At 54.3% G+C, this 16,166-nt stretch carries 9 protein-coding genes; 2 read left to right on the top strand and 7 right to left on the bottom strand.

Features of this window, described 5'->3' with window-relative positions:
• Nucleotides 1-9: 9 nt before the first annotated feature.
• Nucleotides 10-1,851, bottom strand: a complete 1,842-nt coding sequence (locus tag Q31b_RS24135; RefSeq protein ID WP_146602224.1) for a tetratricopeptide repeat protein — start codon at nucleotides 1,849-1,851, stop codon at nucleotides 10-12.
• 298 nt (nucleotides 1,852-2,149) lie between these two features.
• A complete protein-coding gene (locus tag Q31b_RS24140; protein ID WP_146602225.1) occupies nucleotides 2,150-2,620 on the bottom strand; it encodes a hypothetical protein in 471 nt (156 codons plus the stop codon).
• A 306-nt stretch (nucleotides 2,621-2,926) separates the two neighbouring features.
• On the opposite strand from Q31b_RS24140, the gene Q31b_RS24145 reads away from it, so the two are divergent.
• Nucleotides 2,927-3,682, top strand: a complete 756-nt coding sequence (locus tag Q31b_RS24145; protein WP_146602226.1) for a hypothetical protein — start codon at nucleotides 2,927-2,929, stop codon at nucleotides 3,680-3,682.
• A gap of 109 nt (nucleotides 3,683-3,791) precedes the next feature.
• Here the strand turns inward: Q31b_RS24145 and Q31b_RS24150 are convergent, their stop codons facing one another.
• From Q31b_RS24150 to Q31b_RS24170, 5 genes are all read right to left on the bottom strand, one after another.
• Nucleotides 3,792-4,352 carry an ECF-type sigma factor gene (locus Q31b_RS24150; protein ID WP_146602227.1) on the bottom strand — a complete coding sequence of 187 codons (561 nt, stop codon included), beginning with the start codon at nucleotides 4,350-4,352 and terminating at the stop codon, nucleotides 3,792-3,794.
• Entirely contained in the window at nucleotides 4,349-4,876 is a 528-nt protein-coding gene (locus Q31b_RS24155) for a hypothetical protein (protein ID WP_197172227.1), read from the bottom strand. Before Q31b_RS24155 ends, Q31b_RS24150 begins: the two co-directional genes overlap by 4 nt.
• 345 nt (nucleotides 4,877-5,221) lie before the next feature.
• Nucleotides 5,222-6,625, bottom strand: a complete 1,404-nt coding sequence (locus Q31b_RS29440; protein WP_146602229.1) for an EF-hand domain-containing protein — start codon at nucleotides 6,623-6,625, stop codon at nucleotides 5,222-5,224.
• A gap of 212 nt (nucleotides 6,626-6,837) precedes the next feature.
• Complete coding sequence (locus Q31b_RS24165; RefSeq protein ID WP_146602230.1) at nucleotides 6,838-8,133, bottom strand: PQQ-binding-like beta-propeller repeat protein; 1,296 nt, start codon at nucleotides 8,131-8,133, stop codon at nucleotides 6,838-6,840.
• Nucleotides 8,134-9,158: 1,025 nt separating this feature from the next.
• The gene (locus Q31b_RS24170) at nucleotides 9,159-13,958 is read right to left on the bottom strand and encodes a lamin tail domain-containing protein (protein ID WP_146602231.1); all 4,800 of its coding nucleotides are present in this window, start codon (nucleotides 13,956-13,958) and stop codon (nucleotides 9,159-9,161) included.
• Between the two features lie 420 nt (nucleotides 13,959-14,378).
• On the opposite strand from Q31b_RS24170, the gene Q31b_RS24175 reads away from it, so the two are divergent.
• Entirely contained in the window at nucleotides 14,379-16,094 is a 1,716-nt protein-coding gene (locus Q31b_RS24175; protein WP_146602232.1) for a CotH kinase family protein, read from the top strand.
• Nucleotides 16,095-16,166 lie beyond the last annotated feature (72 nt).

The following is a 16,166-nucleotide window of genomic DNA, read 5'->3' on the forward strand; positions in this document are numbered from 1 at the left end:
AACTCGGCATCAGGTGTCGATCAGGTCTTCCGGTGCCAAAATTGGGACCTCGTTCTCTTTGACCTCTTGAACTTCACGCCAAGGTTTGTTTTCCTGATAGCTTTTCACCTCGTCTTTCAATTGGTCGAGTTGTTCGTCATCGTCTTCATCCGCCATTTCGACGGCTTTGCTACTCCATTCGATCGCTTTTTCGAAGTCACCCGTTTCGGCGTATCCGGCCGCCAACGTGCTGAGAATGTGTGCCTGTTTGTACTCGGTCAATTCGCAGGCACGCAGTCCCAATTCGACCGCTCGCTTCCCATCACGAATCTCATCGGTTGGCGAGGTTGCTAAGACCCATGCCAAATTGTTTAGGATTCCTGCCAAATCAACATTGCTTTCATCCGCAAGTTCCATAGCACGTTCGTAGTCCGCAATCGCTTCTTTATGGTCGCCAACGCTTAGCAACGCATCGGCTCGCGAACGGTAGATTGCGGCGTTATTTGGATCACGATCGAGGACGCCTGTGAGCGTTTCGATTGCTTTACGAGGCCGATCGTCTCGGAGGTACAGATTGGCAAGTTGCAATTGTCGCTCGATACTGGCAGGATCGCGGGCGGCAAGCAACTTCATATCATTGATCGCATCGGCAAGCCGGCCTTCCTCCACCGCGATTAAACAGCGAACAAAGACGGTTTGATCCGCCTCGGCGATCTGCGGTGCAATTCGAATCGCCGCACGAAGGTCTTGTTTGGCCCCTTTCACGTCGCCGCGTGACAATGCGATTCCAGCTCGTTGTAACAGCGAAACAGGATCTTTGGGCTGCATCGCCAACGCTTTGTTAAGATCCGCAAGCGCTTCGTCCTCTTTTCCCTGCATCCGGTACAAAATCGCGCGGATACGATACATGCCTTCGCTCGGCTTCGCTTCCAAAGATTTGCTTACGAGCGCCAATGCATCGTCCATCCGTTCGCGGTCGATCAATTCGTTCACGGCGGCTTGAGCGATCAACTGGTTCCCCGGTTGTTCGATTAGAATTTGCTCGAGGTCGGCGATCGCTCCGTCGACATCATCTTTCTGCATTCGAAGCGCCGCCCGCGCTTGCAATGCTTCAATGTTGGTCGCATCCGCTTCGATGGCAGAATCGAGATCCTCCAGTTTCTTGTCGTCCGATTCTTGCGTCAGGGCACGTAGCAAATAGGCTCCACTTTGCTGTTCCGGTTCGTCACCAAGCAGCTCAATCGCCTTGGTCGTCGCCTCGGTAACACGACCGCGGTCGCCGTCGAGCACTAGGTTCAGACGAGCAATCAACAAATGACCCTCGACCAACGTCGGATCATTTTCAACCGCTTTTTCCAACACTTTCAACGCTTCGTCGCGCAATTCGAGTTGCCGTCGCCCGCGGACTCGCGTCATCACGGCAGCCAATTGTTGGCTTCGCTGCAACAACACACTACCGAGAATCTTCTTGGCAAATGCCGTGTTCTCTTGGTTGAGTCCTTTGGCGAGAGCCGATTCGAGCAACATCGAAACCGCTTCGAGTTGCTGAGGCGTTTCGGCATCAATGCGTGCCAAAACCGCTTCGTCAAAATCTGCCTGGCCCGGATCGGGCGTGAAGGTTGGCGACGGTTGGGTCGTATCGACCGTGCCTGATTCCGTTGTGCCGCTCTCGCTGGTCTGCTGATCGTCAGCGTTCATTTCGGTATCCGAATCGACGACCGTTGTCGATTCTTCCGCGGGATGGGCTTTCGCTACCATGTTCTCAAAGGAAAGCACAAAGCTAAAAACCGCCAAAGAGACACAGAGATTTTTAATAAACGCAGCATTCGCTGCTCGCAAAATACGGCTTCGATCCATCAGTTGTTTATTCATCTTTTCTAGCTCGTCACAAAGAGAGGCAAACGTTTTACGTCGGTGTCGTATCACGTTGGCATTATGACGTTAAGCAAGCGTTTCGCGAAGTCGACGAAGCCCAATCGACGCCGAAAAGATCAAATTAGTGCAAAAACCCATGCGAAACCCAGAGTGGATGGTCGATTCCAAGCTCCCGACTGGAAACCAGCGTGGTCGCTGCAGGCTGGGGCAATTCGCTTGCTTTCGAAACGACGCAGACCCGGTAGCCACAGCTTACGCGGATTTTGAAAAAGAGAATCTCTCGGTTTCGAAAAACCTACGTTGCACTCACTCTTTCGAGGCGTAGAGATTGATTTTCAAGGCGGAGTCGCTCATTTTCCGCTTGCAACGTGTTGTATTCCTCAAGCATTGTCGTGAAGTCCGCCGCCACTTGAGGCCAAAAATCGCGTTTTCGAAACTGAATCGCAGTCACTTTTTCACCCTGAATGACCGATTTTATCGCCGATCGCAGTCGATACATTGGCCCGACAAAGCGGATACTCAAGGAAAGCGTGTCGCGGATAAAAACAGGCAGCAAGACGAACATGATGAGCATGATCGGGGCTTGGGCCTTGACCGCCGACATTACCGCTTCCTCAAAGGGTTGCTCGACGACGTTTACAAAAACTCGCACCGAAATGCTGACACCGATCAAACAGACAGCAAACAGAGCCCAATGGGCCATGACCCGACCAATAATCGTCCATTGAACTTGAGGGTCAACGAGTATTCGAGTTCTTTTGTTCATCGGTTTATTGTTTCATGGGATAAGTGTTTTTGGCCAAGCCTGTTTGATTTGTATTTCACGCCAAGTGAACACTAGGTCATCAACTCTCAACTTTCTGATCTCTACGCTGCAAACTGCCAATGAAAGTGTGATTTTTCTAATCTATCGGTTGGAAGAGCCGCCGTAATCGTTAAGACCAACACCAGATAGAGCAAAACCGGGGCTCGAAAACGATCGATGGACGATCGTTCCTAGCGAAAGAACCGATTGAATCAATCAGGTCGATGATCATCCGGTCGTTTCGTATTCACCCAAATATTGCTTCTCATGAATCGAAAAGTTCAATCATTCGCTATCGTGGCTACGGCGATCGTTTGTTGCGGCGGACAGGTCGGTGCCCAACAAGTCGGTGCCCAAGGAGTCGATACCCAACAAACGGTACGGTTCGCGGCCTACTCAAAGATCCAGCAATGGGGTCGGTGGTGTGGTTGGGGATGGGGCGATGGGTATCATGCGTGCCAGGACTCGTCCTGTCGCCCGCTTGCCGATTTGCCACCAAAATCGTTCTCTGAGAAATTTCGGCCGTCGCAAGCTTACGCTCCTCAACCGATGTATCATCCAGCGGCATCGACCAGGTTCCAACCGACAATGCCGGCTGGCCATCCAATACCGCCATTGATGATGTCGAGCCAGTCGAACAGCGATATCGGTGTGTTCGGACCACCTTTAGTGCCACCTCAGCGTGACTTCGAGAGCAGGCCCTCGGAGCAAAATACGAAGACAGATTCCTACGAATCGAAGGAAGAAGAGGCTTCAAAGAACCGAAAATCCACCGGTGCTGAGTCCGACGCGGATGATTTGTCTGAACCTCTTAGAAATCTCGATCGGTTGGACGCTCGCACAAACCGATCGGTGGAGCAAAGTTTGGCGGCAGCCCGACTGCCGCAGCCCAGCAAGCCATCCAACAAGCAGCCAGATAGTGAGCTGCAAAGTTCTCGCCCGATGCCCAAGCGACTCCCTGCTGCAACGCCAAAATCGCTTCGTTCGGCTCGACTGCCACGACCTCAGATACCCGCGTTTTAGCAGCTAACCTAGAAGGTTTTAGCAGCTGGCCTGATGACTGGCCTGATGAATCGAGCAGGCTATTTGGGATCCGTTGCTGATACCGTGTTGCTGATTACGCGAGCGAACCCTACTCACCCATTTCCCGTTGCAGCCAGGCTCTGGCATAGGCCCAGTTTCGCTTGGTCGTTCGTGGGGAAACGTCGAGCACCTTCGCCGTTTCTTCGATCGTGAGACCGGTAAAGTAGCGTAGCTCAACCAGCTTTGCTAATGGTGGGTCTTCGGCCGCGAGTTTGTTGAGTGCGTCGTCAAGGCAAAGCAGTTCATCGACATTATCGGGATCCACGACCGCTGCGTCGTCATGCAAATCGTGGCGATTTAGTTCTCCACCGCGTTTCGCTCTCCCTTTACGACGTGCGTTTTCAATAAGGATTCTTCGCATCGCTTCGGCAGCAGCGGCAAAAAAATGGCCTCGGCCATCCCACTGTTGAGAGCCGTCACCGCCGACAAGCCGCATGAAAACTTCATGAACGAGAGCCGTAGGCTGCAACGTCTGCCCTGACTTTTCCTGTTTCATACGGCTGGCCGCCAGCCGCCGGAGCTCTTCGTAGACAAGTGGCAACAGGTCATGCGTCGCACGGGGGTCACCCGCTTCGATCGCCGATAAGATTTGCGTGATATCTCGGTTCATTGCTCGTTACCACTACCATCGCGATCGAATCCGGTCCCGAAACCAGATCTGTCTCTACCGATCAGACCCATTGGATGGGGACCCGCAAGCCATCGGTCTTTTCGAATCGTCCGCTTGGTAGACAATCCTTGTGACCGACCGTAGACGACATTGATCGCAGCCTCGCTGCGGCCAGTTGGTTCGTATGTCGTACGGGGCCAACAATACGGATGCTTCACTTCGATAAGTGCATCACGAATCGGTGTCACTTTAAAAAGGGGGACGCTTGCCGTTGAGTTGGTTGTATCGGGCGAACGTGTGAAATCAACGTCTCGACACACAAAGTCAAAATAGCTCGTTTCATTGATCGGTTTCCGATCCGAGTTAATGGCGTTATCAATGTCGATATCTTCGCCACGAAACAGGATGAGAGGGGGGATTCCTTTGATGGCAGGTAGACGCCAATTGTCAGAATGTCGCTGTTGGTCAACGACAACGGCTGAGTCGCTCTCGGCGATACACGGCAAATGGAAAGAGCTGAACATGAATGCCATTCCTAGTAAACACTTTGCAACACTCATCAATTCGGATCCTCTCTCATCCATTGGGCCAATGTCTAGGAAATGGCCCAGTCTCGATAAGAACGGCAGCAGTTTCTAAGGCACCACTCGGACGATCGGAGATCGCTGCCGCCCCTATCCGGGGCCTCCTGGATCATTTTACCCTAAGCCGGGGGCTTTGCGTCCCCGGCTTTGAGCGATCGTCCCCATCGGGGACGAAACGAAACTTAGCAGACGCCTTAGGTGTGCTTTTCAGGCCCAAATGCCAGGCTTGTAAAATCTTGCTGGGAATTTGGCCCATGCTACACCCTACTCAGACGCAGGACGCCTTCAGCGGGATGGACGACTCTGATCAGGGCGGCCGTCTTCAGGACGATCTGCTAGTTCTCGACGTTTTGCAACCTCTGTCGAAAATTTCAGCAATTCATCTTTGCTCAGCTTGCCATCTTGATCGGCATCAAATTGCATGACAAGTGCAACGAATCTCGCGGGATCGGGTGGACCAACAAGCCCAGCTCCGCCGAGTGGCGAGCCAACTCGCTCACCGCCGCGTGCCTGTTCCGCGCGATCACCGTCGCGTGGCGAGCCAACTCGCTCAACGCCGCGTGCCTGTTCCGTGCGATCTCCGTCGCGTGGCGAACCAACTCGCTCACCGCCGCGTGCTCGTTCCGTGCGATCTCCGTCGCGTGGCGAACCAACGCGCTCACCGCCACGTGCTGGTCCGGTGCGATCTCCGTCGCGTGGCGAGCCAACTCGCTCACCGCCGCGTGCTCGTTCGGCACGATCTCCGTCGCGTGGCGAGCCAACTCGCTCACCGCCGCGTGCTCGTTCCGCGCGATCTCCGTCGCGTGGCGAGCCAACTCGCTCACCGCCGCGTGCTCGTTCCGCGCGATCTCCGTCGCGTGGCGAACCAACTCGCTCACCGCCACGTGCTGGTCCGGTGCGATCTCCGTCGCGTGGCGAGCCAACTCGGTCACCGCCACGTGCTCGTTCCGTGCGATCTCCGTCGCGTGGCGAGCCAACTCGCTCACCGCCGCGTGCTCGTTCCGTGCGATCTCCGTCGCGTGGCGAGCCAACACGCTCACCGCCGCGTGCTCGTTCGGCACGATCTCCGTCGCGTGGCGAGCCAACTCGCTCACCGCCGCGTGCCCGTTCGGCACGATCTCCGTCGCGTGGCGAGCCAACTCGCTCACCGCCGCGTGCCCGTTCCGTGCGATCTCCGTCGCGTGGCGAACCAACTCGCTCACCGCCACGTGCTCGTTCAGGCCGATCGCCATCGCCTGCCCGTCCAGGTCGATCAGCGTCGCGTGGTGTGTCAATCCGGTCAGCATTACGCAGCAGTCCAGGGCGACCGGCGGCTAGCATGGGAAACATTTCCTCGCGAGTCAGCTTGCCATCGCCATTCTTATCTAGCTTCTTCAGCGCCTCCGCAGCGGAAACCATTTCTTCTGCAGAGATTTCAAAATCTCCGTCTGCATCTAATGCTTGCATCATTGAATTCGCTGGCAAGCCCATCTCTGGACCAGTACCTCCTGGGGCACGGCTGCTATCAGCCATCGGCCCACCACGTCCAGGACCGCCGCCAAGTCCTCGACCGCTAAGTCCACGACCGCCTTGTCCACGGCCGCCAAGCCCTTGACCGCCTTGTCCACGGCCCGCGGGCGGTTGCGCAAGGGCGACGAGAGATGTCGCACTCACTAACCATAGGGTTGCTAAAAACAAGGTTCGTTTCATGTTGAACTCCTCCGAGAAAAGACGATTTGCATGCACCGAACTGCTCGATGCATTCTTTTTTCGTAGGGCAGCGATGCTGCGACGAAAGGTAGTGGATCTTGAAAAAAATCCAGTTCGATGGGATTTTAACAAGATCCGCTACCAACGTATTTCCGAGATCGCCGTAAACAACCCTACAATAGACTAGTTGCGACAGCGATCAAGAACCGCCGCTACATTTCTGAAATGCAATAGAGATAGCGTCCAGATCGGAGCACCATCCGATCTCCAGCGATCGCAGGGGTGCCGCTGCTGTCACTCTCGTCCGATTCAAATCGATTGGTGGACAGAATTTCAAAAGTCGGTTTTGCTGGCAAGACGAATGTCCCCTGGTAGCGGCTGAGCACATACAATCGATCGCCCACCCGCACGGGCGATGCGTAGACAGGCTTGCCACTGCCGCTCAAGTCAGGAACACGCTCGCGGTAGACCGACTCGCCCGTTTTCGCATCAAGGCAGTGAGCTTGCCCGCGGTCATCGATCCAATAGAGGTGCCCCTCGTGCAAGAGCGGCGTGGCGACATACGAACTCTCGCGACTGGACCATACCATATGCGTGTCGGTAACGTCGTCTTTTCCTCCCGCACGAATTGCGTGGCTGCCCGCTGAGCGATAGCCGCCGAACGTATAAACAATTCCATCGTGTGCGATCACAGACGGGCAAATGTTGCCAGTCAAGTTTGTTTCGGCGTACCATTTCAACTTGCCTGTGTCTGGATTCAGTCCCCATACTTCACCTGGCACCGAGATTACCAATTCCGCTGTCGCATCCGACAACTCAACAATCAGAGGCGTTCCGTAGGCAAGCTCTAGCGAATTGGCTTCCGACTTCCAAACTTCACGGCCCGTTTTCTTGTCCAGTGCAAGGATCGCGCGGCTCTCTTCCGATGCGTTCACGATCACCATATCCTTGTACAACACGGGACTGGCGGCGGATCCCCAACGACGATTGCTCGATTCCTTCCCCACGCCGACTCGCCATTGCTCATTTCCGTCCATGTCAAACGCTAATACCCCGCTCTTGCCGAAAAAAACAAACACTTGATTGCCGTCGGTTACTGGCGTGTTGCTTGCATAACCATGCTCCGTGATGTAACCATGGCTGTCATCCTCCGGCATTTCGGCAGCAACCGTTTTTGTCCAAAGTGACTTGCCATCGGATAAATTCACGCAAACCAGGTGTCGCTTTAGATTTTCTTTCGAGCCTGTCGTTTCGCTTGCGACTCCATAACCCGAATAGCAGGTGACAAAAACTCGGTCTCCCCAAACCACCGGCGATGAGGATCCTGGGCCAGGCAAAGCGGTTCGCCAAGCCAGGTTTTCGGTTTCACTCCAAGAAAGCGGGATCTTCGAGTCTGCTCCATCGCCATCGCCATCGTTTCCGCGAAATCGAGGCCAATCGGCGGCGGTGGAAACTTTGGGTAGAAAAAGGCTGAGTATCAATAAGAGGAATGTCAGTGATCGGTTCATCTCAATTCTCTTTTTGGTTGTCGCTTGGGACCAAGTGGCACAGGCTTCTAGCCTGTGTTTTTCAGATCACAGGCTGGAAGCCTGTGCCACGAATCGGTTGCTGTCTTATAAATCACAGGCTGGAAGCCTGTGCCACGAATCGGTTGCTGTTTTATAAATCACAGGCTGGAAGCCTGTGCCACGAATCGGTTGCTGTTTTATAAATCACAGGCTGGAAGCCTGTGCCACGAATCGGTTGCTGTCTTATAAATCACAGGCTGGAAGCCTGTGCCACGAATCGGTTGCTGTCTTATAAATCACAGGCTGGAAGCCTGTGCCACGAATCTGCTGCTGTCTTATAAATCACAGGCTGGAAGCCTGTGCCACGAATCGGTTGCTGTCTTATAAATCACAGGCTGGAAGCCTGTGCCACGAATCGGTTGCTGTCTTATAAATCACAGGCTGGAAGCCTGTGCCACGAATCTGCTGCTGTCTTATAAATCACAGGCTGGAAGCCTGTGCCACGAATCGGTTGCTGTCTTATAAATCACAGGCTGGAAGCCTGTGCCACGAATCGGTTGCTGTCTTATAAATCACAGGCTGGAAGCCTGTGCCACGAATCTGCTGCTGTCTTATAAATCACAGGCTGGAAGCCTGTGCCACGAATCGGTTGCTGTCTTATAAATCACAGGCTGGAAGCCTGTGCCACGAATCGGTTGCTGTCTTATAAATCACAGGCTGGAAGCCTGTGCCACGAATCGGTTGCTGTCTTATAAATCACAGGCTGGAAGCCTGTGCCACGAATCGGTTGCTGTCTTATAAATCACAGGCTGGAAGCCTGTGCCACGAATCGGTTGCTGTCTTATAAATCACAGGCTGGAAGCCTGTGCCACGAATCTGCTGCTGTCTTATAAATCACAGGCTGGAAGCCTGTGCCACGAATCTGCTGCTGTCTTATAAATCACAGGCTGGAAGCCTGTGCCACGAATCTGCTGCTGTCTTATAAATCACAGGCTGGAAGCCTGTGCCACGAATCGGTTGCTGTCCTATAAATCACAGGCTGGAAGCCTGTGCCACGAATCGGTTGCGAGCAGATCGATGTCGTTTTCGGAAATCGGACTGTCCGCATAGTCATCGCCGATCACCTCATCAAGCAGCTGCACTTGGGCAAGATTGGCATTCGGCATTGGCTCCGCTACCAGTCTATCCGATTCTGACGCGAGTATTGTAGGCAGTTCGTCAAAAATTCTCGTCTCAGCGAGTTCTTCGACTTGGTTGCTGACGGCAATCACCGACTGCGGAATCATGGAACCGCCGGATTCACCTTCGCCAGCACTCGATAATGGTTCAACTCCGCTGTTGAGTCGGTTGATGACGATGAGCGCGTCCAATGCTGAAATCCGATCATCCCCATTCACGTCCAGCAAAGCAGCAGCTTCGGATGCCGTTTCGCCTTCTGTCGCGAGGGTGTCCGCATCGCGACTGAGGTAGTTGATCACCGACAAAGCATCCATTGCTGTGGTGAATCCGTCCCCAGTCGTATCCGTCGGTTGCAGAATGTTTGTTGGAGAGGTCGGTGAGAACGCATCCGTTCCCGAGGTCGAGCGAATCGTGAAGATGCGTTGTTCCGTTTGTGCCTCAAAGAGAATAGCGTAGATTCGACCCGCCACGACCGTCACACTCGTGCTACCACCTTCGTAAACATCGATGCGTTCTGAACTCGCGTCAACAACTCGAACAATTTCGCTAATCGAAGCGGTTCCAACCGGGAACACGGATAGGGTCGTGTCAGCGAACGCCTCAAAGATTATCGCTGATCGCATACTGCTCGCGGGAATCACATGCACCCTAACGACAACGTCAGGCCTGAAGATCTGAGTAGGAATCGTTGGTGTCTCAATATTTTCATTTGTAACATTTACAGCCACGCTATCGAGTGCAGCGTAGGCCGCATCGTCACTGGTCATCGCAAATGTCAAGGCGACCACTTGGCTGCCATCCGAAACACCATCTTCTACTCCCGTAACAGTAACGGTTTGAGCCACATTCCAATTCTCGGATGTGAACGTCAATGTTGAAGGGCTAGCGGTTACTTCACCGACGTTTGCACTGGTTACCGTGACGACAACATCAGCCGTTGGTTGGCTGGTAAGCATCACGCTAACTGTGTCACTCGATCCGTTCTCATCGACCGTTGTTGTGCCACCGCTTTGTGTCACAACCAACCCGGGGGTAGGTGCAGCGTCGGAAACAGTGATCGTCTCCGTATCGGTGCTGGTTGCCCCATCATCGTCGGTGACTTGCAGACCAACCGTGAAGGTCCCGGCGGTCGTCGCATCGAACGTTGTCGTGACTCCGGTGGCGTCGTCGTATTGGCCATCGTTATCCAAGTCCCATGCATACGTCGTGATCGTGCCATCGGTATCCGATGAAGTCGCCGCGCTGAGCGTGATCATATCTCCAACGCTTCCCATGTATGGGCCACCAGCGTCGGCGGTTGGAGCGACGTTCTCAATCACGTCGTTGGTGTTTGCAGCACCGGGGGTGGCGGCCGACAACACGGTCAATGTCGAGGAACCATCGGGGAAACGACCATAAGAGACGTCCGTTGTCTGCTCACCAAAGGTGATCGAATCGACCAGTGTGGCTCCATCGACATTGTAGAGTAAGACAGACTCGCCACTGGCGGACAGTTTGAATGCCGCGTGAGTGTCCCCTTGATCGGTATCGCCATCGGCCCAGATAACTAGATAACCGCCTGCATCGATCGTTGATCCGTCGGGGAATTGCCACTGCGTCGGATCGGCAGCATCGTCGGTCAGGTAGAAACCACTGAGGTCAATCGAAGTCGTTCCTGGATTGTACAGTTCGACCCAATCCTCGAACGCCCCCGCTTCGTCGGGATCTTCGATGACCGAGTCATTGTCGGCCATGATCTCGTTGACGTAGACCACTGGTGTTTCGAGAGTCACACCAACCGTCGCTGTGTCGGTGCTGGTTGCCCCACCATCGTCGGTGACTTGCAGACCAACCGTTAGGGTCCCGGCGGTCGTCGCATCGAACGTTGTCGTGACTCCGGTGGCGTCGTCGTATTGGCCATCGTTATCCAAGTCCCATGCATACGTCGTGATCGTGCCATCGGTATCCGATGAAGTCGCCGCGCTGAGCGTGATCATGTCGCCAACGCTTCCCGTGTATGGTCCACCAGCGTCGGCGGTTGGAGCGACGTTCTCAATCACGTCGTTGGTGTTTGCAGCACCGGGGGTGGCGGCCGACAACACGGTCAATGTCGAAGAACCATCGGGGAAACGACCATAAGAGACGTCCGTTGTCTGCTCACCAAAGGTGATCGAATCGACCAGTGTGGCTCCATCGACATTGTAGAGTAAGACAGACTCGCCACTGGCGGACAGTTTGAATGCCGCGTGAGTGTCCCCTTGATCGGTATCGCCATCGGCCCAGATAACTAGATAACCGCCTGCATCGATCGTTGATCCGTCGGGGAATTGCCACTGCGTCGGATCGGCAGCATCGTCGGTCAGGTAGAAACCACTGAGGTCAATCGAAGTCGTCCCTGGATTGTACAGTTCGACCCAATCCTCGAATGCCCCCGCTTCGTCGGGATCTTCGATGACCGAGTCATTGTCGGCCATGATCTCGTTGATAGAGACCTCCACCGATTCCGGTTCCAGATCGTAGGTTGCCAAGACCGAAGATAGGTACGTTGATCGTTCTGAAATAAAGCTGGTCAATCCGTAGATCGTTCTGCCGCCCGAGGTCCCGGTGGTCGTCAAGTTCATTTCGAATGCTTCGGTCGTGAACTGCTTGTTCGGGTCCGCATCAACATCCTCGCGAATCAAATCGGCCAGTTCGTTGATTCGAGCGGTGGCCGTCGTGGCATCGAAGCCCTCTTGCAACATTTCGTTGAGATCGCGGAGATAGGCGAGGCTATAGTCATCGACCGCCCATAGGTTTTCCATCAGCGGTCGTTCTTCGTCCTCAATCGGTGTGCCGGGTGGCCCCATCGTCGTTGCTGTGGGCAGCCAGAACGGATCGATCTCGACCGGGTTTTGGAAGCGGTCGACGAACTGCGTGAACGTGCCGAACGATTCGTTCGCATCCCAGAGGATGTGAGTGAATTGCCCGGTGTCGTCGCGATCATAGAGGTAGTAATTATGAGCCGCACCTGAGTAGGAATCCAAGTTCACAAAGAGATTGTTGATCGCCAGCGCGGCCAGAGTGTCATCCACATCCAGCAATGGTTCGATCGCATCGGTCAATTGGGCGGTCGGAGTGTTGTTGAGCACATCGATGAATTCAATCAACTGTGAGTAATCGTTCTCTGTTTCGTTGGTCTTCAGTTCGTAGAAGGCTTCATATTCGGTTTGGTCGGTACCCAAGTAAGTCAAATCCGAGCCAAAGTCGGCTTGTGGATCACTGAGCACGGCATCATCCGACGCGGTACCTTTGTACAAATTGCCGTCTTCGTCCTCGCCAAATCGAGTTTCCACGTAAGTCGAGTCGACTTGTTCGACCGCCGTGTACAGGCCGTAGTACTCACCGTTGATATAGACCTTGGTGAAAACCGCGCGACCGGCACCTTCGACAAAATTGGAAGCGAAATCATAGACCAACTTCTCTCGCAGCATCGTCGGGTCGTTGTAGTTGTTGTTCAGATTCAGCTTCTTCAAGCCCATGAACGTCAGATCTTCAAATTCGTTGAAGTCAATTTTGATCGACTTCTTGACGCCGGCGCCGTCAAACGACGAGTTTCCTTTAAAACGAACCCCCACCGAGTCCAACGCGACCCCATCTGCAACAAAATCGGCTACAAAATAGGGGTCGTCTGCATCGGTAGAGTGCGATGTGTAGAGTGTGTTGTACCAATCGTCATCATCAAACGTGATCGAGACCTCATGGACATAGGTGTCATCGAAGAATGCGGCCGCCTCATCATCGATTGTGACGGGATCCCAGGCTGACGGCACGTCTCCCACCTGCGTCACCTTAATCGTCCCCGTGTCCACGCTGATCGCACCATCATCGTCTGTCACTTGCAAACCGACGACGAACGTCCCCACCGTTGCCGACGAAAAGCTGACCGTCTCCCCCGTTGCGTCGTCATAAACGCCGTCGTAATCCAAATCCCAAGCGTAATTCGAGATCGTTCCGTCAGCGTCGGAAGAAGCTGATCCGCTCAGCGAAATCGTATCCGCGGTCGTGCCGAAATAAGGGCCGCCTGCATTGGCGGTCGGAGCGAGGTTTGCATCGCCAACGATGGAGTTGGCCGCACCAGGTGTCGGCGTCGTTAGTATACTGAGCGTCTCGCTGCCATCGGGAGAACGCCCGTAAGAAACATCGGTCACCTGAGCACCGAACTCGAGTGAGTCGACCTGGGTCGTGCCGTCGGTGTCGTAGAGAGCAACCGTTTCGCCGCCTGCCGACAATTTGAACGAAGCGTGATTGTCACCCTGTTCGGGTTCACCATCAGCCCAAATCAACAGGAAGCCACCGGCGGCGACGGACGATCCGGCCGGAATTTGCCACTGCGTGGGATCGCTAACGTCGTCGGTCAGATACATGCCCCCGAGGTCGACTGCCGCTGTACCCGCATTGTAGATTTCAAACCAATCCTCGAACGCCCCCGCCTCATCGGGATCTTCGATGATGGCATCGTTGTCAGCCATGATCTCGTTGATAAAGAGGTCTCCGGCGAGCAATTGACGTGCCTCTAGGGCCTCCGCCCGCAGGCGACGCGAGGGCCGACGGCGGCGAGAACGCTTGCGATCCTGCGAGCGGCCTAATCTTGATAATGTGCGGCTGAAAAAACTCTGTGATTTTGGCATCGTGGCTATGGCTTCAATTCAATCGTTGATTAGACCACCCCGAGTTAGGGGGGTTCAGCAGACCGTTTGCTGAACGACGGAGTGGGGGCGGATTTTCTTCGCTGGTTGACAATGCGTCATCCACTTCAGGAAAGGGCCATTTTTTGAACTCGCCGCCACGATTATTTTTTTTCGGAGGGCGAAAAATACCAGACGGTAAAAAAATGAACGATCAAAGCCAACTTCCATGTTGCATGCCTATTTTAAAACCCCGATGATTCATGTGCCGAGCTGACGGCACAACGTCGTGGACGACAAGGCAAAACTTACGTTTTTGTTAAAAAAATTGGCCCTCTCCAAGCACGTTTAACGCATAACAGGTTCTGAGCTGACAGCCGCCAGAAACCTTGTGCCCAGATATTCGTACCCAGAATTTGATAAATGAAAAAAAAACTTCTTTCGCTACTGATTGTTGGTGTGGCCGTTGCAGGGATCGTCTATGCGAAACGAGCCGAACGGTTTGGTTTGGGCGGACCGGGTGGGCCAGATCGCACGGAACGAAAAATCGTCGAGGAGTATGATGCCGACGAGAGCGGCTGGCTCGATGCGAACGAACGACAGCTGGCCCGCAAAGCAATCGCGTCCAATCAGGGCCGAAGAGCCGGCCTTGGCGGTGGACCCAAAGGACCGGGCCATGGCGAAGCGACGCTGCCGGGAACGCCCGGACCGAAGGTGGCAGTGAGCGATGTGGATACCTATCCGGACCATTCGCTGTACGACACCAGCATCTTGCGAACGGTGTTCTTGCAATTCGGCAATCCTGACTGGGAATCCGAGTTGGAAGATTTTTATTCCACCGATGTGGATGTCCCGGCTACCATGATCCTAGATGGAAAGACCTACGAGAACGTCGGAGTTCACTTTCGCGGTGCTTCGTCATTTGACCACGTCCCGCGTGGTGGCAAGCGGTCGGTCAATATATCGCTGGACATGATTCATGGCGACCAAAACATTGACGGATACAAAACGTTGAACCTACTGAACTGCCATTGTGATCCGTCCATGATGAGCAGTGTCGTTTATTCGTACATCGCTCGCCAATACATCCCGGCTCCCAAAGCCAACTTCGTTCATCTCGTCATCAATGGTGAAAGTTGGGGGTTGTACAACAATGTTCAGCAATTCGACAAAAAGTTTTTGGAAGAAAACTATAACGGATCAAAAGGGACACGTTGGAAGGTCAGCGGCAACCCGCAAGCGGATGGTGGCCTGCGTTATCTAGGCGATGATCTGGAACCGTACAAGGAGCGGTTTGAGATGAAGTCGAACGATGGCAAGAAAGCTTGGACGGCCCTGGTGCAGCTATGCAAGACCTTGAACCAAACCCCGACTGAACAGCTCGTGCCCGCACTCGAGCCAATCCTTGATATTGACGAAACCCTTAAATTCCTCGCGTTAGACGTCACGCTAGCCAATAACGACGGCTATTGGACACGGGCGAGTGACTACAATCTTTTCCGAGATAGCGAAGGAAGATTCCACGTCCTCCCGCACGACATGAATGAAGCCTTTGCGTTGTCAGGCCCCGGACCAGGTGGTCCCGGACCAGGTGGCCCCAGACCAGGTGGCCCTGGGCCAGGTGGCCCTGGACCAGGCGGCCCCGGACCAGGTGGCCCTGGGCCAGGAGACGTTGGTGGTAGAAGGGGGCCCGGCGATGGACCAAGCGGACCGGGCGGTCCCGATCACAAGCCAGGCCTGATCGGTGACCTCTTCGGAAGCCTGATTGGCGGATTGGGTGATAGACCACTTCGCGCCCAGGTGGACACGGACCCTCTGGTCAACATCAAGAATGATCGCATGCCGCTGCGAAGCCGCCTGTTGGCGGTGCCCGAATTGCAGAAGCGTTATCTTCAATACGTTCAGCAAATCGCGAGCGAATCGGTTGCCTGGGAGAAATTGGGCCCGGTCGTCGAGGGTTACCGACAACTCGTCGATCCGCTCGTCAAAGCCGATACCCGAAAGTTGTCATCCTATGAGGACTTTCAAGCGGCAATCGATCCTGAAAAGCCGTCAGCGGATCAACCAATGTCTTTACGGAAGTTCGCGGAGGAGCGACCCGCGTTTCTCATCTCTGCTATTGACAAAGCCGAACACTGATTCATTGGATAAATGAGAGGCTCTTCTGAAGAAATTGTGGGTTAGAAGGAAGTTGCGGAAGGTTTCCTTATG

The organism is Novipirellula aureliae (assembly GCF_007860185.1).
Lineage (GTDB): Bacteria > Planctomycetota > Planctomycetia > Pirellulales > Pirellulaceae > Novipirellula_A > Novipirellula_A aureliae.

What these genes read in the sequence shown, in the direction of transcription:
- Q31b_RS24150 (WP_146602227.1), bottom strand. Translation starts at nt 4,352, where the DNA reads ATGAACCGAGATATCACGCAAATCTTATCGGCGATCGAAGCGGGTGAC.
- Q31b_RS24155 (WP_197172227.1), bottom strand. Translation starts at nt 4,876, where the DNA reads ATGTTCAGCTCTTTCCATTTGCCGTGTATCGCCGAGAGCGACTCAGCC.
- Q31b_RS24145 (WP_146602226.1), top strand. Translation starts at nt 2,927, where the DNA reads ATGAATCGAAAAGTTCAATCATTCGCTATCGTGGCTACGGCGATCGTT.
- Q31b_RS24140 (WP_146602225.1), bottom strand. Translation starts at nt 2,620, where the DNA reads ATGAACAAAAGAACTCGAATACTCGTTGACCCTCAAGTTCAATGGACG.
- Q31b_RS24170 (WP_146602231.1), bottom strand. Translation starts at nt 13,958, where the DNA reads ATGCCAAAATCACAGAGTTTTTTCAGCCGCACATTATCAAGATTAGGC.
- Q31b_RS29440 (WP_146602229.1), bottom strand. Translation starts at nt 6,625, where the DNA reads ATGAAACGAACCTTGTTTTTAGCAACCCTATGGTTAGTGAGTGCGACA.
- Q31b_RS24135 (WP_146602224.1), bottom strand. Translation starts at nt 1,851, where the DNA reads ATGAATAAACAACTGATGGATCGAAGCCGTATTTTGCGAGCAGCGAAT.
- Q31b_RS24175 (WP_146602232.1), top strand. Translation starts at nt 14,379, where the DNA reads ATGAAAAAAAAACTTCTTTCGCTACTGATTGTTGGTGTGGCCGTTGCA.
- Q31b_RS24165 (WP_146602230.1), bottom strand. Translation starts at nt 8,133, where the DNA reads ATGAACCGATCACTGACATTCCTCTTATTGATACTCAGCCTTTTTCTA.